The organism is Actinomadura luteofluorescens (assembly GCF_013409365.1).
Classification (GTDB): domain Bacteria; phylum Actinomycetota; class Actinomycetes; order Streptosporangiales; family Streptosporangiaceae; genus Spirillospora; species Spirillospora luteofluorescens.
In genome coordinates this window covers 2118553-2138901 of the sequence record NZ_JACCBA010000001.1, presented here as the reverse complement: position 1 = coordinate 2138901, position 20349 = coordinate 2118553, and the positions used below count along the sequence as shown (strand labels likewise).

Here is a 20349-nt window from a genome sequence, read left to right as displayed (position 1 = left end):
GGCTCGTCACCGATGGGCCGAGGGCTGAGCGTGACCGGCAGGCCAGAGTCAGCGCGTGTGGAGGTGGCCGATGGGGCGGGGCCGCGTGTTGGGCGTGAGGGGTTTCGTGTGGCGGGTCAGGGCATGGCCAGCAGCAGGGCCGTGTAGGGAGGGATCGGGTCGGGGGCGGACTCCGCCGGTTCTTGGGCGGCCGCGTGTTCGTAGAGGTCGCGTTCGGCGCGGTCCAGGGCGGCTGACAGGACGAAGTCGGTGACCGACCAGCCGATCAGCTCGGCCGCCGCGCGGATCACGAGGAACTGCTCCGCGGTGGTCCGGAAGGCGATGTGATCGTCGGCGGGATCGGCCGGAAGGTCCTGGCGAACCGACTCGGGCATGGCCGGTCTCCTTCCTTGCGGCCTTTCAAAGTACGCCGCGAGGTGTTGCCTGGACATCCCCTCTGAGAACGAGAATCGTCGGGTGTCGGGTGGAGTCAGCGGGTTCCCCAGGAGTAGGTCTGTTTGCGAAGTTTGAGGTATACGAAGCTCTCGGTGGAGACGACGCCCGGGATGGCGCGGATACGGCCGAGAAGTTCCAGAAGACGATCGTCGTCCTCGCAGACGAGTTCCAGGAGGATGTCGAACGAGCCCGCGGTGATCACGACGTAGTCGATCTCGTCCAGGGCCGCGAGTTCGTCGGCGGTCTTCTCCAGGTCGCCTTCGCACCTGACACCGATCATCATTTGGCGATGGAATCCGAGCATGAGCGGGTCGGTGACGCCGACGATCTGCATGACCCCGGTGTCGAGGAGCTTCTGCACGCGCTGGCGGACGGCGGCCTCGGAGAGGCCCACGGCCTTGCCGATGGCGGCGTAGGAGCGGCGGCCGTCCTGCTGGAGCTGCTCGATGATCTGCTTGGCTGTCTCGTCGAGCTGGACGCGGGGTGCCCGTTCCATCCGGATCTCCTAGCTGCGGCATCGAGGGTGTGAGGCCTCTGGGCCAAGTGAATCAGTCGTGAAATTCGATCGTAACAACGGAATCACTTGTGTTGGACGGACCTCTCTGTAAGGGTCGGGCCAACAGGACACAACGGGCGACGATGCCCAGGAGGGACCTGAGGATGAGCGGCGAGAGGCTGCGCAACTTTATCGGCGGAGAGTACGTCGACGCCAAGGACGGGCGGACGCTGGAGGTGGTCGACCCCAGCAACGGCGAGACGTACGCGGAGGCGCCCGTGTCCGGCGCCGAGGACGTCGACGCCGCGTTCCGTGCGGCGTCCGACGCGTTCCCCGCCTGGCGCGACGCCACGCCGGGTGAGCGGAGCCTGGCGATGCTGCGCTTCGCGGACGCGGTCGAGAAGCGGGCGGAGGACCTCGTCCGGGCGGAGAGCCGGGACACCGGCAAGCCGGTCCAGATGACCCTGGACGAGGAGGTGCCGCCGATGGTGGACAACCTCCGGTTCTTCGCCGGGGCGTCCCGGGTGCTGGAGGGCAAGGCGTCCGCCGAGTACATGGCCGACCACACCTCCTCGGTCCGGCGGGAGCCGATCGGGGTGTGCGCGCAGGTGACGCCCTGGAACTACCCGATGATGATGGCGGTCTGGAAGATCGGGCCGGCGCTGGCGACGGGCAACACCGTGGTGCTCAAGCCGTCCGAGACGACCCCGGCGAGCACGCTGATGCTGGCGGAGATCGCGGCGGAGTTCCTGCCCCCGGGCGTCTTCAACGTGGTCTGCGGCGACCGCGGCACCGGGCGCTCGCTGGTGGAGCACCCGACGCCGCAGATGGTGTCGATCACCGGGAGCGTGCGGGCCGGCATGGAGGTCGCCGCGTCGGCGGCCAAGGACCTCAAGCGGGTGCACCTGGAGCTCGGCGGCAAGGCGCCGGTGGTCGTGTTCGACGACGCCGACGTCGAGGCGGCGGCGACGGGCATCGCCGAGGCCGGGTACTTCAACGCGGGCCAGGACTGCACGGCGGCCACCCGCGTGCTGGTCGCCGAGCGGCTGCACGGGGAGTTCACCGAGGCGCTGGCCGAGGCCGCCAAGGGGACGGTCGTCGGGCCTCCCAGCGACGCCGACGCCTTCTACGGGCCGGTGAACAGCGCGAACCAGCTGGAGCGCGTTCAGGGCTTCATCGAGCGGGCGCCCAGCCACGCGAAGGTCCTCGCCGGCGGAGAGCGCGTGGGGGACCGTGGCTACTTCTTCGCACCGACCGTTGTGGACGGCCTCAAGCAGGACGACGAGATGGTGCAGAACGAGGTCTTCGGCCCTGTCATCACCGTCCAGAGCTTCTCGGACGAGGCTCAGGCACTGGAGTGGGCCAACGGCGTCAAGTACGGTCTCGCCGCCAGTGTGTGGACGCAGAACCACGGCCGTGCCATGCGCATGAGCAAGGCACTGGACTTCGGTGCCGTGTGGGTCAACACCCACATCCCGCTGGTGTCGGAGATGCCGCACGGCGGCTTCAAGCACTCCGGCTACGGCAAGGACATGTCGATGTACGGAATCGAGGACTACACCCGCGTCAAGCACGTCATGCACTACATCGGCGGCTGAGCGCCGCCGACCGGAGCCCGTGAAGGAAGTCCCGCCCATGACCGAGACCCAGCCCGCCGCGGCGCGCGACGATCCGGCCCGCACGGTCCCCGCGATCGAGCTCGTGGGAGTCGAGAAGGACTACCACGCCTACGGTGAGACCGTGGCGGCCGTCCGCGGCGTCGACCTGTCGATCGCGGAGGGGGAGTTCTTCTCCCTGCTCGGACCGTCCGGATGCGGCAAGACGACGACCATGCGAATGATCGCCGGCTTCGAGGAGCCGACGGCGGGTCGGGTCCGGCTCCATGGGCGGGACGTCACGGACGTGCCTCCCAACAGGCGCGACGTGAACATGGTGTTCCAGTCGTACGCGCTCTTCCCCCACATGAGCGTCTTCGAGAACGTCGCGTTCGGCCTGCGCCGGCGCGGCGTTCCGAAGGCGCAGCTCACCCGGCGGGTGGGGGAGATGCTGGAGATCGTCGATCTGGCGGGACGGGAGAAGCGCCGTCCCGCCGAGCTGTCCGGCGGCCAGCAGCAGCGGGTCGCGCTGGCGCGGGCGCTGGTGAACGAGCCGCGGGCGCTGCTGCTGGACGAGCCGCTCGGCGCCCTCGACCTGAAGCTGCGCCAGGCGATGCAGGTCGAGCTGAAGCGGATCCAGCGGGGGGTCGGCGTCACGTTCGTGTACGTGACGCACGACCAGGGCGAGGCGCTGACGATGTCGGACCGCATCGCCGTCATGAACGACGGGGTGATCGAGCAGCTCGGCACGCCGCGGGAGATCTACGAGCATCCCGCGACGCGGTTCGTGGCCGGGTTCATCGGGACGTCCAACCTGCTGGACGGTGAGGTCACGGGGGCCGGGCCGAACAGCGCGGTGCTGTCCCACGGCCCGGACGGTCGGATCGAGGTCCCGATGCTCCGCGGACGGGAGGCCGTCGCGGGGGAGCGGGTGGAGCTGACCGTCCGCCCCGAGAAGATCGGCATCGGGCCGGACAGGCCGGGGGACGGGCAGTGCGCCGTCCGGGGCACCGTGACCGAGGTCGTGTACCTCGGCACGTCGACGAACTACAACATCACCACCTCCGCCGGCGCCGACGTCGTCGTGTTCGTGCAGAACGCGACGTCCGCCGACGATCTCGCCGTGCGCGGCGACAGCGTCTGGTTGTCGTGGGATCCGCGCCACTCGTACGCCATAGGAGCCCCGCAGTGAGCCAGTTCGACCCCGCATTCCTCCGCGGACTCACAAGGCCGCGCCTGGCGCGTTCCAGCGCGGGCGGCCCGGCCCGCCGCGACGTCCTGAGACTGATGGGCGCGGCGGGCGCCGGGCTCGCCCTGTCGGCGTGCGGGGTGAAGGGGCAGGGCGGCAAGGAGAAGGTCAGCCAGAGCGACGTCGAGAAGTACTGGGCGGGCAAGGCGAAGAACGGCAGGCTCAACTGGGCGAACTGGCCCGGCTACATGCAGGACGACCGGGAGACCATCAAGGCGTTCGAGAAGGAGACGGGCGTCAAGGTGACCTACAAGGAGGTCATCCAGGAGATGGGCCCGTGGTTCGGCAAGATCCAGGCGCCGCTGGCGGCCGGCCAGTCCATCGGCTTCGACCTGATGGTGATGACGAACGGCATCCAGCTGGAGCAGTGCCGCCAGCTCGGCTACCTGGCGCCCCTCGACCTGTCGAAACTGCCGAACTTCCAGGCGAACGCGGGCCCGTCCTTCAAGAACCCCTCCTACGACCCGGGCAACGCCTTCACGGTCCCGTACGAGTCGGGCGTCACCGGCATCGCGTACAACACCAAGTACGTGAAGGAGGAGATCACCAGCATCGCGCAGCTGTTCGACCCGAAGTACAAGGGCAAGGTCGGCATGATGGGCGACTCGCAGGAGCTCGGGAACTTCGGGATGTTCCTGCTCGGCATCGACCCGGAGAAGTCGACGAAGGCGGACTGGGAGAAGGCCGCCGCCAAGCTGCGCGAGCAGCGCGACAAGGGCATCGTCCGCAAGTACTACAGCCAGGACTACGTCGACGCCGTCAGCAAGGGCGACGTGTGGATGACGATGGCGTGGTCCGGGGACGTGTACAGCCTGACGAGCCCGGACGTGAAGTTCGTGGTGCCCAGGGAGGGCGGCACGATCTGGACCGACAACCTGTGCGTCCCGAAGACGGCCGAGAACCCGGTGGACGCGCTGACCCTCATGGACTGGCTCTTCGTCCCGGAGAACAACGCGCCGCTGACCGAGTTCATCAACTACATGCCGCCGATCCCGGCGACCCAGAAGCTCATCGCGCGGAAGGCGGAGCAGGCCGGCGGCGCGGACAAGAAGGACCTCACCCGGCTCAGCACCAGCCCGCTGATCTTCCCGTCGCAGGCGGACCTGGCGCGGCTGCGGCACTACCGGCGGCTCACGCAGGCCGAGGAGACCGAGTACCAGAAGATCTTCGAGCCGATCTCCAAGGGATCGTGATGGCGGGGGTGCGGGGGCGGCTCGCGCCGTACCTCATGATCCTGCCGGGCGGGCTGTGGCTGGCGGCGTTCTTCCTCGTCCCGATCGTGCTGATGGTGTCCCTGTCGCTGCAGACCGGGAACCTCATCGACGGCTTCCAGCAGACGCTGCACTGGCGGAACTACACCGACGGGCTCAGCACCTACGGCGACAAGTTCGTCCGGTCGCTCTGGTACGGGCTGGTCGCGACGGTCGCGTGCATCGTGATCGCCTATCCGGCCGCGTACTGGATCGCGTTCCGGGGCGGGCGCGCCAAGTCGACGTACCTGTTCCTGCTGCTGCTCCCGTACTTCGTCTCGTTCATCCTGCGGACGGTGTCGTGGAAGCTCGTCCTCACCGACAACGGGCCGATCCTCGGGCCGCTGCGCGACCACGGCGTCCTGCCGGAGGGCTTCCACGTCCTCGACACCGGCGTCGCGGTCGTGTCCGGGCTCGCCTACAACTTCCTGCCGTTCATGGTCCTGCCGATCTACGTGGCGCTCGAACGCATCGACCCGCGCGTGGTGGAGGCGGCCTACGACCTGTACGCGAGCCGCGCGCAGGCGTTCCTGCGGGTCATCCTGCCGCTGTCGCTGCCCGGCGTGTTCGCCGGCGTGATCATGACGTTCGTGCCGGTGTCGTCGGACTACGTCAACGCCGAGGTGCTGGGCGGCCCGCAGAACACCATGATCGGCAACGTCATCCAGACCGAGTACTTCAACAACAGCGCCTACCCGACGGCGTCCGCGCTGTCGTTCGCGCTGATGGCGATCCTGCTCGTCGGGATCTTCGCCTACGCGCGCACGCTCGGCACGCAGGACGTCCTGGAGGCGGCGGGACGATGACGACGCACACCGAGGCCCGGGTGACGCTCACCAAGACCCCGCGGCGGCGCCGCGTGCCCCGCCGGTTCCGGATCTCCGGCCTGCACCTCTACACCCTGGCGCTGATCGGCTGGCTGGTCCTGCCGATCGCGATCATGATCCTTTTCGGGTTCAACGACACCCGGAGCAAGCAGAACTTCCAGTGGCAGGGCTTCACGCTCCGCTGGTACCGGCACCTGTTCGACAAGGGCGACCTCACCGCGGCGGTCGTCAACTCGCTGACGATCGCGCTGCTCAGCACGCTGATCACGACGGTCATCGGGACGTTCGCGGGCCTCGCGCTCGGACGGTACCGGTTCCGCGGCAAGGGCTCGACGAACCTCGTGCTGTTCATGGCGATCTCCTGCCCGGAGATCGTGATGGGCGCGTCGCTGCTGTCGATGTTCGTGACGTTCAACCTGCCGCGCGGCTACCTGACGATCCTCCTCGCGCACGTGATGTTCTCGATCGCGTTCGTGGCCGTCACGGTGCGGGCCCGCGTCGTCGGGCTCGACCCCGCGGTGGAGGAGGCGGCGCAGGACCTCGGCGCCGGCCCGTGGACGCGGTTCCGCCTGGTCACCCTGCCGATGATCATGCCGGGGGTGCTGGCGGGGGCGCTGCTGGCGTTCGTGCTGTCCATCGACGACTTCGTCATCACCAACTTCACCAGCGGCGCCACCGTCACGTTCCCGCTGTGGATCTACGGGTCCACCAGGACGGGGACGCCGCCGCAGGTCAACGTGATGGGGACGCTCATCTTCGCGGTCGGCGTGCTGATCGCGGTGGTGTCGGCGCGGCGCAGCGCCCGCGCCCGCCGCTGAGGCCCCGGGCACCGTCATGACCAGGACCATCGGGGGACGAACGTGAACGTGGCCGAGTCGCTCGCCGACGCCGCAACGGAGACGTTCTGGCTCCAGGACCCGGCGCGCCCCGGCGCGGGTCCGGCGGCGGCCGGGGCGCTCACCTGCGACCTCGCCGTCGTCGGCGGCGGGTACAGCGGCCTGTGGACGGCCCTGCTCGCCAAGGAGCGCGACCCGTCGCTGGACGTGGTCGTGCTGGAGGCCGGCCGGATCGGCGCCGCCGCGTCCGGACGCAACGGCGGGTTCTGCGCAGCCAGCATCACCCACGGTCTGGAGAACGGCCTCGGGCGCTGGCCGGAGGACGTCCACACGCTCGAACGCCTCGGCTGGGACAACCTGCGCGCCATCGCCCAGACCCTGACCCGCCACGGCATCGACGCCGAATGGGAGCCGACCGGTGAGATGAGCGTCGCCACCGAGGAGTGGCAGGTGCCCGCGCTGCACGAGGCGGCGGAGAAGGCCTTCGAGCACGGCTGGGAACCGATCGTGCTCGGCCAGGAGGCGGTCCGCGCCGAGGTCGGCTCGCCCACCTACCTCGCGGGCCTGTGGGACCGCGACGCGGTCGCCATGGTGCATCCGGCCAAGCTCGCCTGGGGCCTGGCGGACGCGTGCCGGGCCCTCGGCGTCCGCGTCTTCGAGAACACCCGCGTCACGGCGCTGCGCACGGACGCCCGCAGGCTCCGGCTGACGGCAGCCGCGCCCCCGCGGCGAGGCGACCGGGCACCCCGGACGCTCGGGACGGTCACCGCCCGCAACGTCGCGCTGGGGACCGGCGCCTTCCCGCCGCTCCTGCGGCGCCTGCGCCAGTACGTCGTCCCGGTGTACGACTACGCGCTCGTCACCGAGCCGCTCACCCCCGCGCAGCGGGCTGCCATCGGCTGGCGGCACCGGCAGGGGCTCGGCGACAGCGCCAACCAGTTCCACTACTACCGGCTCACCGCCGACGACCGGATTCTGTGGGGCGGCTACGACGCCGTCTACCACTTCGGCAACGGGATGCGTCCCGGCCTGGAACGGCGCCCTTCGACTTACGCGACCCTGGCCCGGCACTTCTTCACGACTTTCCCGCAGCTGGAAGGCGTGCGCTTCACCAACGCCTGGGGCGGCGTCATCGACACGTGCAGCCGCTTCTGCGCCTTCTACGGGACGGCCTACGACGGGAGGCTCGCGTACGCGGCGGGCTACACCGGCCTCGGTGTCGGCGCCACCCGCTTCGGCGCGGACGTCATGCTCGATCTCCTGGGCGTCGGGCTCGCGCCCGGCGAGGAGACCGAGCGGACACGGCTGGCGATGGTGCGCTCCAAGCCCGTCCCGTTCCCGCCCGAGCCGCTGCGCTACGGCGTCATCGAGCTGACCCGGCGCGAGATCGCCCGCGCCGACCGGAACGCGGGACGCCGCGGCCTCGGGCTCCGCACCCTCGACCGCTTCGGCCTCGGCTTCGACTCCTGAAGGCGGGTCAGTCCGGCGACTCTTCGACCGTGCCGAAGATGACCGACGAGACCTCCAGGTACAGCTGCTCCGGGTACGGCATGAAACCGACGTTGCGGAGCGCCTGCTTCTGGCCCGCGGACTCCATCACGAACTCGCCGTAGCCGAAGACCCGCCCCAGCACGGAGCGGTTGAGCGCGATGTCGGTGACCTTGGCGAGCGGCATCATCGCGACGTTGCGGTTGAGGACGCCGTTGACGACCATCACCCGGTGCTCGGTGACCAGGAAGAAGTCCACCGACCAGGCGATCACCTTCCAGGCCAGGTAGCAGACGGTGACCAGCCACAGCCACCAGATCCAGATCTGCCCGCTGACCGCGCTCGCCGCGCCGCACGCGATGAGCCCGGCCACGACGACCGCCACCGGCAGCAGCAGGACGGCGGGATGCCGCCGCACCGCGATGACCCGGCCCTCGTAGGACATCAGATACTTGTCGACCGTCCGCGACGAGGTGTCGCGGTGCACCATCATGTCCTGCAGATTCACGGCGTGTCCTCGTCATGATCCGGGTGGGTCAACCGTAGCCGACGCGGCACGGGCGGTGCAGGGGCCCGCGCGGTAAGGGCCCCGGCCCCTCGCGAGGCCTTGTCGGACGCGGATCCGTTCGCCGATCATGGTCTTCATGGACGGCGACGCCGAGAGACCGCGGGACCCCGGCGAGCCGCGCGGCGAGTTCGCGCCCGATGTGACCGGGCGTCCCATCTGGCGGCTGCTGCTGAGGGGCCTCGGCGTGTACCTTCCCGGCTGGGAGATGCCCGCGGGCGCGCTGCGCGTCCGGGACGGGGCCCCGGCGGCGGGTTTCGGCCCGCCCGCCTACCTGAACGGCGACGCCGGCTTCGGCGTCCAGGTCCCGGGCCGCCGCCGGGGCCTGGAGCCGGACCGGGAGATCTACGTGCGCGGCCGGGAGGATCCGAGCTTCGGGATCGTCGTCGCGGGCCCGTCGGCGGCGATCGGCAGCCGCGTGGTGGACGCCGCGGTGCTGATGCGGTTCGCGCGGAGGCTGACGTTCGAGGAGCTCGTCGACACCGGCGACGCCGACTCCGTCCCGTACGCGGTGCGCGGTGCGCGGGCGGTGGAGAACGCGGTGTTCCTCGACCGCGCCGCCGGGATCGGCCTGTGCGTCGAGGCCGACCCGCGGACCGGTGCCCTGCGCTGCCCCCTCTACGTGCGCATCGGCGGCCCCGCGGAACGGTCCGTGCGGGCCTACGGGGCGGTGGCCCAGCCGGTGAGGTCCCACAGCTGATGGGACGGCAGCCGCCGCAGCCGGACGCTCGCGTCGGCCGGGTCCCAGAACACCTCGTCGCTCTCCAGCTCCAGCGACTGCGCGGCCGTCAGCACCGCGCACAGAAGCTCGTCGCGCGTCCGGACGGCCATGAGCGGGCCGATCTGCACGACGGCGCCCGAGCACTCCGCCAGCGTCCGCAGAAGCGACTTGAGGGCCGCCTCGTCCTCGGGGCCGCGCGCCGGCTCCACTCCGGCCGGGACGCCCGGCTCGACCCGCGCGAGGCCCCGCTTGGCCTCGCCGCCGGAGAGGCCGTTGCCGGGCCGGGCGCCGGCGCCCGCGGAGATGAGCAGGGCGCTGAACACGCCCGCCAGGTCCTCGCTGGCGTGCCCGCCCAGGAAGTAGCGGCGGCGCTCCGGTGAGCCGGGCGTGCCGTTCGCGCCCTCGGCCGTGCGGAACCGCACGGCCAGCCGGCTGGCGCGCACGCACCGCTCGTACATGTCGCTGAGGATGTCCTCGAGCTGCTCGTCGCGCGTCCACAGGCGTCCCGTCGCGGTGACGGCGTCGCCGTGGGCGCGGGGACGTCCGGTGAGCGCGGCCGTGACGGTGTCGTCGAGCTCGCCCTCGGTGAACTGCAGCAGCTCGGCGACGACGTCCTCGACGTCCTCCAGGGTGCGGGTGAGGGTGCGCTGCAACTCCAGGATCTCCTCGCCTCCGCGCTCCAGGTCCGCGAGCCGGCCGAGCGCCGCGTCGACCTTGCCCTCGACGGCGGCCCCGCCGCCCTCGCCGCCCGCGCCGGTGGCGGCCCGCACCGACGTCTCGACCTCCCCGAGCTTGCGGCGCAGCGCGGCGAGGGTGATGCGCTGCTGCTCCAGCTCGTGCAGCCGTCCCGCCTGGGTCCGCAGGTAGTCGTCCGCCTGGTGGACGAGGCCCGCGAGCTCCTCGACTTGCCCCGTGTTCTGCCGGAGCCGGGTGTCGAGCGCGGGCAGCACGTCCTGCTTGACGCGCGACAGCTCCGCGGTGAGCTGCTCGCCGACGGTGACCAGCACGTTGTTCTGCTTGGTGACCTGGTCGTTCAGCTCGTCGATCCGGCGGGTGAAGGCATGGGCCTGGTCCCGGCTCTGCTTGCCCGCGTACAGTTCGAGCGCCCCCACCACGACGCACATCACCACCAGGATGACCGTCGTCATTGCACTCCTCGGGCGTGACGGTGATTACCGGAACGGGTTTTGATCGCGACCATAACTTACGATCACGCGTGCCGACCGGAACTTACGCAACCGACTGATCTCCGTGACCGGCCGGTCTCACCTGTCCTTCCCGTGCCATTGCGTAACGCCTTCCGTGCGCTCGGTGACGAATTCTCAGACGCAGCCCTCGAATTGCGGGACGGTGGTGGTGGCCTTGAGTCCGGCGGGGCGGAACCACCTGTCCAGCAGCCGCGGCGCGGTGCCGTCCTGGTACATCCCCGTGATCGCCTTGTTGACCGCTTCGCAGCCGTCGACGTCGCCCTTCCTGATGCCGACGCCGTAGGGCTCGTCGGTGAACGGGGCGTTGACGAGCGTGAGAGCGCCCCCGGACGCCTTCGCCGCGAGGCCCGCGAGGATCAGGTCGTCGGTCGAGACGGCGTCGAGCCGGCCCCGGGTGAGCTCGGTGAGGCACCCGGCGTACCCGCTCGCCTCGACCGGCAGCGCGGCGACGCCCTGCTCGTCGTGGACGCGCGGGAACGACACCGACCCGGGGACGCGGCAGAGCCGCCGCCCTTTCAGATCGTCGATGTTCCGGATGTCGCGGGCCTCGGACCTGCGGACGAGAATGTCCTGGTGGGCCACATAGTAGGGACCCGCGAACGACACCTTCACCTTGCGTTCCGGGGTGATGGAATAGCTGGCCACCACGAGGTCGACGTCGCCGTCCTGAAGCATTTTCTCGCGGGTCGCCGACGTCACGCGCTCGAACGTCACATCGCCGGGCCGCACGCCCATCCGCCGCGCGATTTCCTTCGCGATGTCGACGTCGAATCCCGTGAACGAGCCGTCGCCCCGGCTTTCGCCGAGTCCCGGCTGGTCACCGTTGACGCCGATGACGAGCGCGTCCTTTCCGGCGACGGATTCCTCGCCGGCGTCGGCGATCCCGCACGCCGTTCCCGCGCCGAGGACGGCCGCCGCCGCGAGGACCGCCGCCGCGAGGCGCCGCGCCCTCACTTCGACCACCGGTACTCGGCGAGACGGGGGCGCACGCCGGCCAGGACGAGCGCGGCAATGACGACGCCCGCCGCGGGCAGCACCGCGTACCAGCCGCTCGTCCCGCCGTCGCCGTCCTTCACCGCCTCGTCGAACGCCTTCTGGTGGATGGAGACCAGCGCCTGGAGGGAGCGGTCGTAGGCGGTGAAGTCGGCGGCGGCAGCTCCGCGGGCGGCGACCGCCTCGTCGCGCCGCCCCCGGTCGACGAGGTCGCGCATCCTGCGGTCGTTGGCCTGGACCTTCTGGTAGTCGGCGAGCACCCTGTTCATGACGTCCGTGAGCTGCGCCCTCTGCCGGGCCGACTGGACCGGCCTGTCGGCCTCGGTGCCGAGGAAACCGAGGAACCTCACGCGGCCGGGCTCGAAGGACAGGCCCTTCTGGACGGCCGCGTTGTACTGGGTCAGATTGCCCGCCTTCAGATAGAGGACGGTCTGGGACTTGCTCAGGTAGACCTGCTCGTAGGCGTCGGCTCGCCCGGGATCGAGCAGGAACCGGGTCTCGTCGGCGTTCGCGCTGTTGCTGATGGCGCGCGTCCGCGAGAGCCCCAGGATCGAGTCGAAGCCCTCTTCCTTGGCCTGGCGAAGATGGTTCGCCTGGCCGGTGAGCATGAGGGATCCGGCCGCGACCAGGGCGAGCGTGCCGAGCGTCGCCAGCGCGAGCGGCACGTTCAGCAGCCGCCGGAACCGCCGCGCCAGGAAGAGCTGGAACCCGAGGAGGACGGCCAGGAGCGCCGCGCCCGTGACGAGGACGCCCGTGCGGCCCATGAGGACCGCCGAGCGCTTGTCCTCGTAGGTGTGCCGGACGAGGGTGCCGTTGTCGAGCGTCAGGTTGTAGGCCTTCGGCAGCAGGTCCAGCTTCATCAGGTCGGTCGCCTGCCGGTACAGGTCGACGACCTTCTGCGACGGCGGCCCGGACGCGTGCGGGGACTGCCGGTCCAGCAGCAGGGCCTGCCCGGCGAGGCGCTCGTAGCGGGCCAGCGCGTCCAGCAGGTCCCGGGCCGTGTTGTTCTCGGTCGTCTCGTCGGCGAGCTTCGCGGCCTTCAGCAGCGCGTCGCCGGCCCTGCGCCGGTTCTGGTCGTAGCGGGCGAGCGCCTGCTCGCGGCCGCCGCCCGCCGCGTCGCCGATGAGCAGCGCGTTGGCGAGCTGCGCGTCCATGTCGGAGAGCTGGAAGTACAGGTCGCCGGTGGCGACGACCTGCGGGCCCGCGTCGTGCCCGATGACCCGCACGCCCTCGCGGGCGTTCCCGATCGCCGCCCAGGCGACGCCGAGCAGCGCCACCAGCAGCACGAGCGACAGCGCCGTCAATGTCCTGACGCGGGCCGCGACGGTGCGGGGTAGCAGCCGCGCGGGACCGGACGGCGTCCCGCCGCCCGGCCGGGTCCGCACGTCACTGCCGCCCCGGACGGGTGGCGGCGCCTGCGCGGCGGGGGCGGGCGGGCCCGCCGGCGGGGACTGCTGGACGGCCGTCATGTCGCCTCGCCTCGGGTGAGCGTGATGGTGGTCCAGGCGCCCACGTGGATCCGGTCGCCGTCGGAGACCGGGACCTCCACGTTGTACGGGATGGGGTCGGTGGAGCCGTTCACGCAGGTGCGGTTGGTCGAGCCGGGGTCGACCAGCGTCCAGGTGCCGTCGGGCTTCGCCAGCAGCACCGCGTGGACGTGGGAGACGCCGGGGTCCTCGGGGGGCTCGCGCAGGTCGATCTCGGGCGGGGCCGGCTGCGAGGAGCTGCGCCGGCCGATGCGGACCTGCTGCCCGGCGAGGGGGATCCGCCGCTCGGGCGCGTACGGGGGGAACGCCAGCGAGGCCGAGTCGGGCCCCTCCTCGGCGACGACCGTGTCGTAGTACTCGCGGTCGGCGCGCACGACCGCCGTCCACACCGCCCCGGGCACCGGCGGCGCCGGAACGGGCGGCGCGGGGACCGGGGGAGCGGGCACGGGCGGCGCCGGCACCGGCGGGGCCGGGACGGGAGGCGCGGGGACGGGAGGCGCGGGCGGGCGCGGCGGATCGGACGGCCCCCGGTGCGCCGTGCCCGGCCCGGACGGGACGGGCACCGCGGGCTCCGGCGCCGGGGCGGGCTCCGGCGGCGGCGTGGGCTTGCCGCCTCCGATGGCGAAGTCGTAGCCGCACGCCTCGCAGAAGCGGTCGGTGCTGGGCGTCCCGCAGTCGGGGCAGAGGGACCCGCCCGGCGCCGGCCGTGGGCCGGGCGCGCCAGGGGCCGCGCCGGAAGGGGCGCCCTCGATGCGCTCGCCGCAGACGTCGCAGTAGTCCTGCGCCTGCGAGGTGTGTCCGCTAGGGCAACTCGCCATGCTCAGCCCTCGCCCCTCCTGGTGGTCACCGTCTCGTCCTTGCGGGTCCGGACCGTCTTGCTGGAGCGCGTGTCGAGCTCCATCTCGTCGGCCTTGGCGACGTCGCGCTTCAACCGGACGGTACCGGTCGCCTCGTCCACGACGTCCACCACCTTGCGGAGCATCGCGGTGATCTCGTCGTTGCCCGCCTCGCCCGCGAGCACGACGGCCCGGCCGAGCCGCGCCGTCGCGGTGTCGAGGTCGCCGTCCTTGCGGGCCTGCAGGCCCTCCTGGATCGCCGCGGCGAGCTCCGCCTGCCCGGTGTAGCCCGCCACCCGCGGGTTGATCCGGGTGGACTCGGCCTCGTCGTCCGTCCACTGGGCGAGGACGTTCGCGGTCGCGACGACCCGCGCCTCCTCGCCCGGCGGGCCCGGCACGACGAGCTTCACCCACGCGGCGCGCAGCTCCTTGCCGAGCTCGCCCGGCGGCACCTCCACGCAGAGGTGGTAGTCGCGGCTCTCGGCGCCCCACGCTCCGAGCGGGTAGTCGCCGGCCTGCGGCGCCGACTCCGCGCGCTTGCCGGTGAGGTCCTCCACCGACGGGGAGACCTGCTTGACGAACCGCAGCCGCGCCGTCTGCGGCGTCCACACGCGCAGGGCGACGTCGGCGACGGACTTGCCCATCGCCGCCTCGGTCATGGCGCGGAAGTCCTCGACGAGGCCGGCCGGGTCGGCCACCATGCCGACGCTGCCGAGCAGCGCGGACGCCACCTTGCGCAGCTCGGCGACCTCCCAGTCGGTGCCGACGCCGCGGCAGTCGCAGACGAACCGCCCGCCGCAGCGGGCCAGGGCCGCGTCGAGCTCCTCCGTCGTCTCGTGCTGGTTCTTGCCGTCGGTCAGGAGGATCGCGTGCCGGATGCCGTCGCGGCCGCCGAACAGGTCGTCGGCCAGCCGCAGCCACGAGCCGATCGCGGTGCCGCCCGCCGCCGTCAGCCGGCTCAGCGCGTGCTTGGCCTCCGCGCGGGTCTCCGGCGTCGCCGGGACCGTCCCCTGGTGCCGGGGGAAGACCATCTTGGCCGTGTTGGAGCCGGAGACGACCGCGAACTCCACGCCGTCGCGCAGCGTGTCGACCGCGACCTGCGCGGCCGCGATCGCCGCGCGCAGCTTGGTCTCGGGGTAGGACATCGAGCCGGAGGTGTCGATGATGACGACCTCGGACGCCCTGGCCGAGGACGGGGCGGTGGCGCCCTCGGCGGCGCTCGCCTCGACGGACACGATGGCGTGCACCTCGCGCCCGCCCTCGGGCAGGTACTTGTTCTGGTCGACGGAGAGGGTGAACTGCGGCTCGCTCATCGGGGCTCCTGCGTGCTCTGGGGGATGCTCTCCTGGACGCGGCCGCCGGAGCCGCCGGGGGAGGGGACCGGGATCACGGCGACCGTGATGTTGTCGCGGCCCCCGGCCTCCAGCGCCTGGCGCACCAGCGTCCGCGCGGCGCCGAGCGGGTCGGCCGCCGGGCCCGGGGACCCTTCGCCGCCGGCCAGCAGCGCCGCCAGGTCGGCGGCGGCCGGGAAGTAGTTCCACAGGCCGTCGCTGCACACCAGCAGCGTGCCGGGGCCGCCCGGCCGGAACGTCGCCACGTGCGGGCTGACCTGCCCGGCGTCGGCGCCCAGCCACGCGGTGATGACGTGCGCGTTCGGGTGCGCCTCCGCCTCCGCCTCGGTCAGCGACCCCTCGGCGACCATGAACGCGGCCCACGAGTCGTCCTCGGTGAGCCGGCGGGACGCGCCGAGCTCGGCCATGTCGCCGGTGCTGACCTCGGCCCCGTCCACCTCGTCGGGCGCGGGCCCCGGCGCGGAGTCCTCGCCGGGCCCGGCGGAGCCGTCCGCGGCGAGCCAGTAGGCGCGGCTGTCGCCGATCCAGCCGACCGTGACCGCCGGGCCGCGCGTCACCGCGGACACGTAGGTGCACGACGGCGCGTCGGACGGCGACGTGGCGAGCCCGGCGACGGCGGCGGCCGCGCGCAGCGCCGCGTGCCGGGTGGCGTCCTCGGCGTCCTCCCCGGCGTCGAGCCGCGCGACCAGCTCGGCCAGCCCGGTGTCGGCCGCGGCGCGGGACGCCTCGTCGGGACGCTGCGAGGATCCGACGCCGTCGGACACGACGGCCGCGATGCCGGACAGGTGCGCGGCGAGGGCCAGCGCGTCCTCGTTGCGGCTGTAGCGGCGGCCGCGGTCGCTCGCGCCCGCCGCGACGACCGGGCGGGTGCCGTTGCCGCCGGACCCGGCCGGCAGTTCGATCTCGACGTGGTCGCGCTCGGCGGGCTGGCGCAGGCCGCACGTCTCGCAGTAGCCGTCGGCGTCGATCGCCGTTCCGCCGCACCCCGGGCACGGGCCGGGGCCGCCCGTTCGGCGGGCGGACGGCGCGGACTCCTGCCGGATCGTGGCGCCGTCGCGCCCGGCGGCCTCGGCGGGCGGTCCGTCGGCGAGCCGGTGCCCGCACTCCTCGCAGAAGATCTCTTCGGCGAACACCACGGCGCCGCAGGCGGGGCAGGCCAGCTCGGCCGCCTTCCCCTGGTCGGCCCCGGGGGCGCCGGTTCCGGTGGTCTCGTCGGCTCCGGTTCGGTCGTCGGTCACAGCAGCGTCCTCGGGCGTACGGCGTTGGCGGAGTCGACGAGCCGGCGGCACTCGTCCCTGTCACGGGTGCGGCGTGCCAGCTCCCGGTATGTCCCTTCCAGGAGGCGGCGCAGCGGGGCCTCGGCGAGCGGGGCGCCGAAGAGGGAGCCGCCCTGCGTCCCGGCCGCCGTGCCGGGGCCCGCCGTGATCCAGCCGAGCGCGGCCTCCAGCACCTCGGCGGCGAGCCTGTCGCGGCGCTCGGCGTCCAGGTCGAGGGCGGTGAGCCGGTGGCCCGCGGCGACCAGCTCGCCCGCCGTCAGCTCGGCGGGGGGACGGCCGCGCACCGCCGTCACGACGGCCGCGACCTGCGCGGGCACGTACCGGATCGAGATCTTCGGTACCGAGTCGAGCGCGGCGACGGCGGCGCGGCGGTCGCCCGCCGCCAGATGCACGCGGGCGAGGCCGAAGGCGGCGTTGATGTAGCTCTGGTCGGTGCGCCAGACCGTGTCGTACAGGCGGACGGCGTCGTGCGGCGCGGACCGCTCGCGGCAGTAGGCGAGGGCCAGCTTGGGGGCCGCCTCGCCGGGCAGCAGCGCGTACAGCCGGTCGAACAGCGGTGCGGCCTCGTCCACGCGGCCCCGGGCGAGCAGCCCGACCGCGCGGTACCAGCCGATCCGCCAGTCGGAGGGGCGCTCCGTGGCCAGCGCGTCGAGCAGTTCGTCGGCCTCGCCCGCCTCGCCCAGTTCGATCTTGGCGCGGGCGAGCGCCAGCCTGACCTCGGGCGTGCGCTCGGGCGCGTTCGCCGCCGCCTCGGCGGCCTGCGCGGGCTCCAGCGCGCCGAGCCCGGACACGAACGCGGCCGCCTGGTCGGCGCCGTCCACCAGCGGGACCGGCAGCGACGCCGCGGCGACCGGCGGCGGGACGGGCGGCAGCGCCGCCTCCTCCCGCGCCTCGCCCGCCATCCGCGTCGTGAACCGCTCCGGCCCGAACAGCCCGGACGGCGCGGGACGCGGGGTGCCGTCCTCGGCGGCCAGCACCTCGCGCAGCACGCCGGTGAGCTGCTCGGCCATCTCCGCCGCGTCCTGGAACCGGGCGGTCGGCTCCCTGTGCGTCGCGCGGCGCAGCAGCCGGTCGTAGGACTCGAACCGCTGGAGCACGGGGACGTCCTCGCGCGGCGGCAGCGAGTCGGCGAACCCGCGGGTGTAGCCCTTGAACGGGAAGCTCAGCACGGCCAGCGCCCGGCCGACCGTGTAGAGGTCGGAGGTCACCGAGGGGCCGGCGTCGGCGATCTCGGGGGCCTGGTAGCCGACCGTGCCGTAGATCGCGCCGTCCGGGTCGTCCAGCCGCCGCACCCCGCCGAGGTCGATCAGCCGGAGCTGCTCCTCGGACTGGATCACGTTGTCCGGCTTGAAGTCGCAGTAGACGAGGCCCTGCGCGTGCAGGTACTCGAACGCCCGCAGCACCTCCAGCCCGTAGGCGATGGCCTGCGCGACCGGCAGGTGCTTCTGGCCGGCCGGCAGCGGCTGCCGGAGCAGGATGTCCTTGAGCGACTCCCCGCCCACGTACTCCATGACGATGTAGCCGTCGCCGCCGTGCTGGACGAAGTTGTAGATCTTGACGATGTTGGGGTGCTCGACCTCCGCGAGGAACGCGCGCTCGGCCGCCGCGGCGGCCATCGCGTCGGCGTCGCCGCTGTCGAGCAGGCCTTTCAGGACCACCCAGCGGTCGCTGACGTTCTTGTCCTGCGCCAGGTAGATCCAGCCGAGTCCGCCGTGGGCGATGCAGCCCAGCACGCTGTACTGGCCGCCGACGAGGTCGCCCGGGCCGAGCTTCGGGGTGAAGGAGAACCGGGCGCCGCACTTGGGGCAGAAGCCCTCCGTTCGTCCCGGCTGGTCCCCGCGCCCGCGGCCGACGGGCTCGCCGCAGCCGCTGCAGTACCGCTTGGCCTCCGCGACCTGCGGGTCGCTCATCACCGCGCTGGACGGGTCCCGGTAGGGGACGCGCGGCACCTCGACCAGCCCGGCGCCGAGCATGCCGCGGCGGCCGGACGAGCGGGCCGACCCGGTGCGGGTGCTGCCCGTCCGGGTGCTGCCGGTCGCCGTGCTCCCCGGGGTCGCCGTGCCGCCGGTCCCCGCCGGCCCGCCCCCGCTCCCGGACCTGCCCGCGGCCGCCTGGACGCGGGCGGTGTAGGCGGGCGGCGAGCCGCACACGTCGCAGTAGCCGTCCATGATCGTGCCGGAGCACCCGGCCTGGTGGCACCGGTCGGGCTGCTCGGCGGGCGGGCGCGGGGCCGGGACGCTCGGCGCGGCGCTCTGGGCGGCGCTCGGCGCGGGCGCGGCGGCCGCGGGGGGATTGCCGCACACGTCGCAGTAGCCGTCCGCGATCGTCCCTCCGCACCCCGGCTGCGCGCACTGGCTCATCGATCCGCTCCCTTCGCCCGCGAGGTGACGGCCCGCTGGTACGCGGTCAGGGCCACGGTGGCCTTCCGCAGATCGCAGGGGGAGGTCCACAGCAGCTCGCGTGCCTGCTCGTAGGACCGGGCCAGTTCGGCGTCCTCGGCGTGGCCGAGCCGCGAGGCCTTCACCCTGTAGGCCCGCAGGCGGCCGCGCAGCTCCTCGCGCCGGTCCAGCAGGCCCCGGATCAGGCCGGTGGTCTCGCGTGCCCGCGCCAGCGCCGCGTCGGCGGCGCGCTCCAGGCTGGCGACCCGCCGCGCGGTCTCGTGCCAGCCGCCGCCCCGCGCGGCCGCGCCCGGCCGGGGCCGGGTGACGGCGGCGAGCCGGTCGGCGAGGACGGCGGAGGAGTCGGGCGGGTCCGGCACCGCCGCCGCGGTGATCTTGACGAGGACGTCGTCGCGGACGGCGCGGGCCTCCGCCTCGGCCTCGCGCAGCAGGTCGAGGACGGCGGCGACGCCGCGGATCCGGGCGGCGAACCCCTCGCGCAGCCGCTCCGCCTCCTCCAGGCCGCGGCGCACGTCGGCGAGGCCGGAGCGGATCGCGTCCAGCCGCGCGGTGTCGGCGAGGCCGTCCCGCGCCATAGCGAGCGGGTCGGCGCGCACGGTCGCGGCGACGGACGCCAGCTCGTCGCGGAGCCGTTCGAGGTCCGGGTCCGCGCCGCCGGCGGACTCCAGCAGCTCCTCGGCCGCCCGCCGTTCCGCCTCGACCTCGGCGAGCCGCGACAGCAGCGTCGACCAGACCGCGTCGAGCGCGGCGACCGCCCGCGCGACCTCCTCATAGAGCGGCGTCATCCGTTCGACGGCCGCCCGCAGCGTCAGCCGCTCGCCGGACGGGACGGCCAGCAGCGTCCGCCGCTCCAGCGGCACCTGCGCCGCGGGCAGCTCCACCGACGGCCCGTCCAGCAGCCGGGTGAGTTCGGCGAGCTGCGCCTGGCCGGGCCTGCTGTGGCGGGCCCGCAACTCCTCGGCGGCGGACAGGACGCGCCCGTGCAGGTCGAACAGCAGCCACAGGGACGCCGTCCGCGACCGCACGTCGGACTGCACGCGCAGCGTCGCGCCGCGCAGGGCCGCGCCCTCCAGCAGCTGGTAGCCCTGGTGGGCCTCCAGTTCCAGCAGGGCCGCGCCGATGCGCTCCCTCTCGTCCTGGAGGCGCGCGAGCGTTCTGTCCGCCTCGTCTCGGCTCATCGGAGGCCGGTCCAGGCGTGGCTCACTCAACGCCGGTCCACGACTTGACCCATGTTCGCCCCTGATTCCCCCGAATAGAGCACGTTGTCCGGGGCTCAGTTTTCACCATGCGAGGCCGCCTTCTCAAGCGCGGAGCCGATCACCGCCCGGACGGGTC

The 20349-nt window shown here is 72.9% G+C and carries 18 protein-coding genes; 7 read left to right on the top strand and 11 right to left on the bottom strand.

Annotation, left to right across the window (positions count from 1 at the left end):
• Positions 1–116 precede the first annotated feature (116 nt).
• Both BJY14_RS09735 and BJY14_RS09730 read right to left on the bottom strand, forming a co-directional pair.
• Positions 117–374 carry a type II toxin -antitoxin system TacA 1-like antitoxin gene (locus tag BJY14_RS09735; RefSeq protein ID WP_179843306.1) on the bottom strand — a complete coding sequence of 86 codons (258 nt, stop codon included), beginning with the start codon at positions 372–374 and terminating at the stop codon, positions 117–119.
• Between the two features lie 95 nt (positions 375–469).
• Positions 470–931 carry an Lrp/AsnC family transcriptional regulator gene (locus BJY14_RS09730; protein ID WP_179843305.1) on the bottom strand — a complete coding sequence of 154 codons (462 nt, stop codon included), beginning with the start codon at positions 929–931 and terminating at the stop codon, positions 470–472.
• A 164-nt stretch (positions 932–1095) separates the two neighbouring features.
• On the opposite strand from BJY14_RS09730, the gene BJY14_RS09725 reads away from it, so the two are divergent.
• The 6 genes from BJY14_RS09725 to BJY14_RS09700 are packed head-to-tail and all read left to right on the top strand — an operon-like array spanning position 1096 to position 8158.
• Positions 1096–2529, top strand: a complete 1434-nt coding sequence (locus BJY14_RS09725) for a gamma-aminobutyraldehyde dehydrogenase (protein WP_179843304.1) — start codon at positions 1096–1098, stop codon at positions 2527–2529.
• Between the two features lie 37 nt (positions 2530–2566).
• Positions 2567–3718 carry an ABC transporter ATP-binding protein gene (locus BJY14_RS09720; protein WP_179843303.1) on the top strand — a complete coding sequence of 384 codons (1152 nt, stop codon included), beginning with the start codon at positions 2567–2569 and terminating at the stop codon, positions 3716–3718.
• Positions 3715–4968 carry a polyamine ABC transporter substrate-binding protein gene (locus BJY14_RS09715; protein ID WP_312879101.1) on the top strand — a complete coding sequence of 418 codons (1254 nt, stop codon included), beginning with the start codon at positions 3715–3717 and terminating at the stop codon, positions 4966–4968. Before BJY14_RS09720 ends, BJY14_RS09715 begins: the two co-directional genes overlap by 4 nt.
• Positions 4968–5831, top strand: coding sequence for an ABC transporter permease (locus tag BJY14_RS09710; protein ID WP_179843302.1), 864 nt, complete (start codon positions 4968–4970; stop codon positions 5829–5831). Before BJY14_RS09715 ends, BJY14_RS09710 begins: the two co-directional genes overlap by 1 nt.
• Positions 5828–6670 carry an ABC transporter permease gene (locus BJY14_RS09705; RefSeq protein ID WP_179843301.1) on the top strand — a complete coding sequence of 281 codons (843 nt, stop codon included), beginning with the start codon at positions 5828–5830 and terminating at the stop codon, positions 6668–6670. The genes BJY14_RS09710 and BJY14_RS09705 overlap by 4 nt, the downstream gene beginning before the upstream one ends.
• A 42-nt stretch (positions 6671–6712) precedes the next feature.
• Complete coding sequence (locus tag BJY14_RS09700; protein ID WP_179843300.1) at positions 6713–8158, top strand: NAD(P)/FAD-dependent oxidoreductase; 1446 nt, start codon at positions 6713–6715, stop codon at positions 8156–8158.
• Positions 8159–8165: 7 nt separating this feature from the next.
• Here BJY14_RS09700 and BJY14_RS09695 read toward each other — a convergent pair whose 3' ends face one another.
• The gene (locus BJY14_RS09695) at positions 8166–8684 is read right to left on the bottom strand and encodes a PH domain-containing protein (RefSeq protein WP_308206454.1); all 519 of its coding nucleotides are present in this window, start codon (positions 8682–8684) and stop codon (positions 8166–8168) included.
• A gap of 136 nt (positions 8685–8820) precedes the next feature.
• Here BJY14_RS09695 and BJY14_RS09690 point away from each other — a divergent pair, with 136 nt between their 5' ends.
• Positions 8821–9441: a hypothetical protein gene (locus BJY14_RS09690; RefSeq protein ID WP_179843299.1), complete on the top strand. Its 621-nt coding sequence runs from the start codon at positions 8821–8823 to the stop codon at positions 9439–9441.
• Here BJY14_RS09690 and BJY14_RS09685 read toward each other — a convergent pair.
• The 8 genes from BJY14_RS09685 to BJY14_RS09650 all read right to left on the bottom strand — a co-directional run bounded on the left by BJY14_RS09685 (position 9402) and on the right by BJY14_RS09650 (position 20192).
• Positions 9402–10610 (bottom strand): hypothetical protein, encoded by a 1209-nt coding sequence (locus BJY14_RS09685; RefSeq protein WP_179843298.1) that lies wholly within the window; start codon positions 10608–10610, stop codon positions 9402–9404. The two genes, BJY14_RS09690 and BJY14_RS09685, sit on opposite strands and share 40 nt — an antisense overlap.
• 174 nt (positions 10611–10784) lie before the next feature.
• Positions 10785–11624, bottom strand: a complete 840-nt coding sequence (locus BJY14_RS09680) for a glutamate ABC transporter substrate-binding protein (protein ID WP_179849274.1) — start codon at positions 11622–11624, stop codon at positions 10785–10787.
• Positions 11621–13132, bottom strand: a complete 1512-nt coding sequence (locus tag BJY14_RS09675) for a GlnX family signal transduction membrane protein (RefSeq protein ID WP_246395861.1) — start codon at positions 13130–13132, stop codon at positions 11621–11623. Before BJY14_RS09675 ends, BJY14_RS09680 begins: the two co-directional genes overlap by 4 nt.
• Positions 13129–13968, bottom strand: coding sequence for an FHA domain-containing protein (locus BJY14_RS46440; protein ID WP_179843297.1), 840 nt, complete (start codon positions 13966–13968; stop codon positions 13129–13131). Before BJY14_RS46440 ends, BJY14_RS09675 begins: the two co-directional genes overlap by 4 nt.
• 2 nt (positions 13969–13970) lie before the next feature.
• Positions 13971–15299 (bottom strand): vWA domain-containing protein, encoded by a 1329-nt coding sequence (locus BJY14_RS09665; protein WP_179843296.1) that lies wholly within the window; start codon positions 15297–15299, stop codon positions 13971–13973.
• Positions 15296–16576, bottom strand: coding sequence for a PP2C family protein-serine/threonine phosphatase (locus tag BJY14_RS09660; protein WP_179843295.1), 1281 nt, complete (start codon positions 16574–16576; stop codon positions 15296–15298). Before BJY14_RS09660 ends, BJY14_RS09665 begins: the two co-directional genes overlap by 4 nt.
• A complete protein-coding gene (locus tag BJY14_RS09655; protein WP_179843294.1) occupies positions 16573–18975 on the bottom strand; it encodes a serine/threonine-protein kinase in 2403 nt (800 codons plus the stop codon). Before BJY14_RS09655 ends, BJY14_RS09660 begins: the two co-directional genes overlap by 4 nt.
• Positions 18972–20192 (bottom strand): hypothetical protein, encoded by a 1221-nt coding sequence (locus BJY14_RS09650; RefSeq protein WP_179843293.1) that lies wholly within the window; start codon positions 20190–20192, stop codon positions 18972–18974. The genes BJY14_RS09655 and BJY14_RS09650 overlap by 4 nt, the downstream gene beginning before the upstream one ends.
• Positions 20193–20349 lie beyond the last annotated feature (157 nt).

Bases quoted from the DNA above. Each gene is read 5' to 3' on its own strand.
- BJY14_RS09735 (WP_179843306.1), bottom strand. From the start codon at position 374: ATGCCCGAGTCGGTTCGCCAGGACCTTCCGGCCGATCCCGCCGACGAT.
- BJY14_RS09730 (WP_179843305.1), bottom strand. From the start codon at position 931: ATGGAACGGGCACCCCGCGTCCAGCTCGACGAGACAGCCAAGCAGATC.
- BJY14_RS09725 (WP_179843304.1), top strand. From the start codon at position 1,096: ATGAGCGGCGAGAGGCTGCGCAACTTTATCGGCGGAGAGTACGTCGAC.
- BJY14_RS09720 (WP_179843303.1), top strand. From the start codon at position 2,567: ATGACCGAGACCCAGCCCGCCGCGGCGCGCGACGATCCGGCCCGCACG.
- BJY14_RS09710 (WP_179843302.1), top strand. From the start codon at position 4,968: ATGGCGGGGGTGCGGGGGCGGCTCGCGCCGTACCTCATGATCCTGCCG.
- BJY14_RS09705 (WP_179843301.1), top strand. From the start codon at position 5,828: ATGACGACGCACACCGAGGCCCGGGTGACGCTCACCAAGACCCCGCGG.
- BJY14_RS09690 (WP_179843299.1), top strand. From the start codon at position 8,821: ATGGACGGCGACGCCGAGAGACCGCGGGACCCCGGCGAGCCGCGCGGC.
- BJY14_RS09685 (WP_179843298.1), bottom strand. From the start codon at position 10,610: ATGACGACGGTCATCCTGGTGGTGATGTGCGTCGTGGTGGGGGCGCTC.
- BJY14_RS09675 (WP_246395861.1), bottom strand. From the start codon at position 13,132: ATGACGGCCGTCCAGCAGTCCCCGCCGGCGGGCCCGCCCGCCCCCGCC.
- BJY14_RS46440 (WP_179843297.1), bottom strand. From the start codon at position 13,968: ATGGCGAGTTGCCCTAGCGGACACACCTCGCAGGCGCAGGACTACTGC.
- BJY14_RS09665 (WP_179843296.1), bottom strand. From the start codon at position 15,299: ATGAGCGAGCCGCAGTTCACCCTCTCCGTCGACCAGAACAAGTACCTG.
- BJY14_RS09655 (WP_179843294.1), bottom strand. From the start codon at position 18,975: ATGAGCCAGTGCGCGCAGCCGGGGTGCGGAGGGACGATCGCGGACGGC.
- BJY14_RS09650 (WP_179843293.1), bottom strand. From the start codon at position 20,192: ATGAGCCGAGACGAGGCGGACAGAACGCTCGCGCGCCTCCAGGACGAG.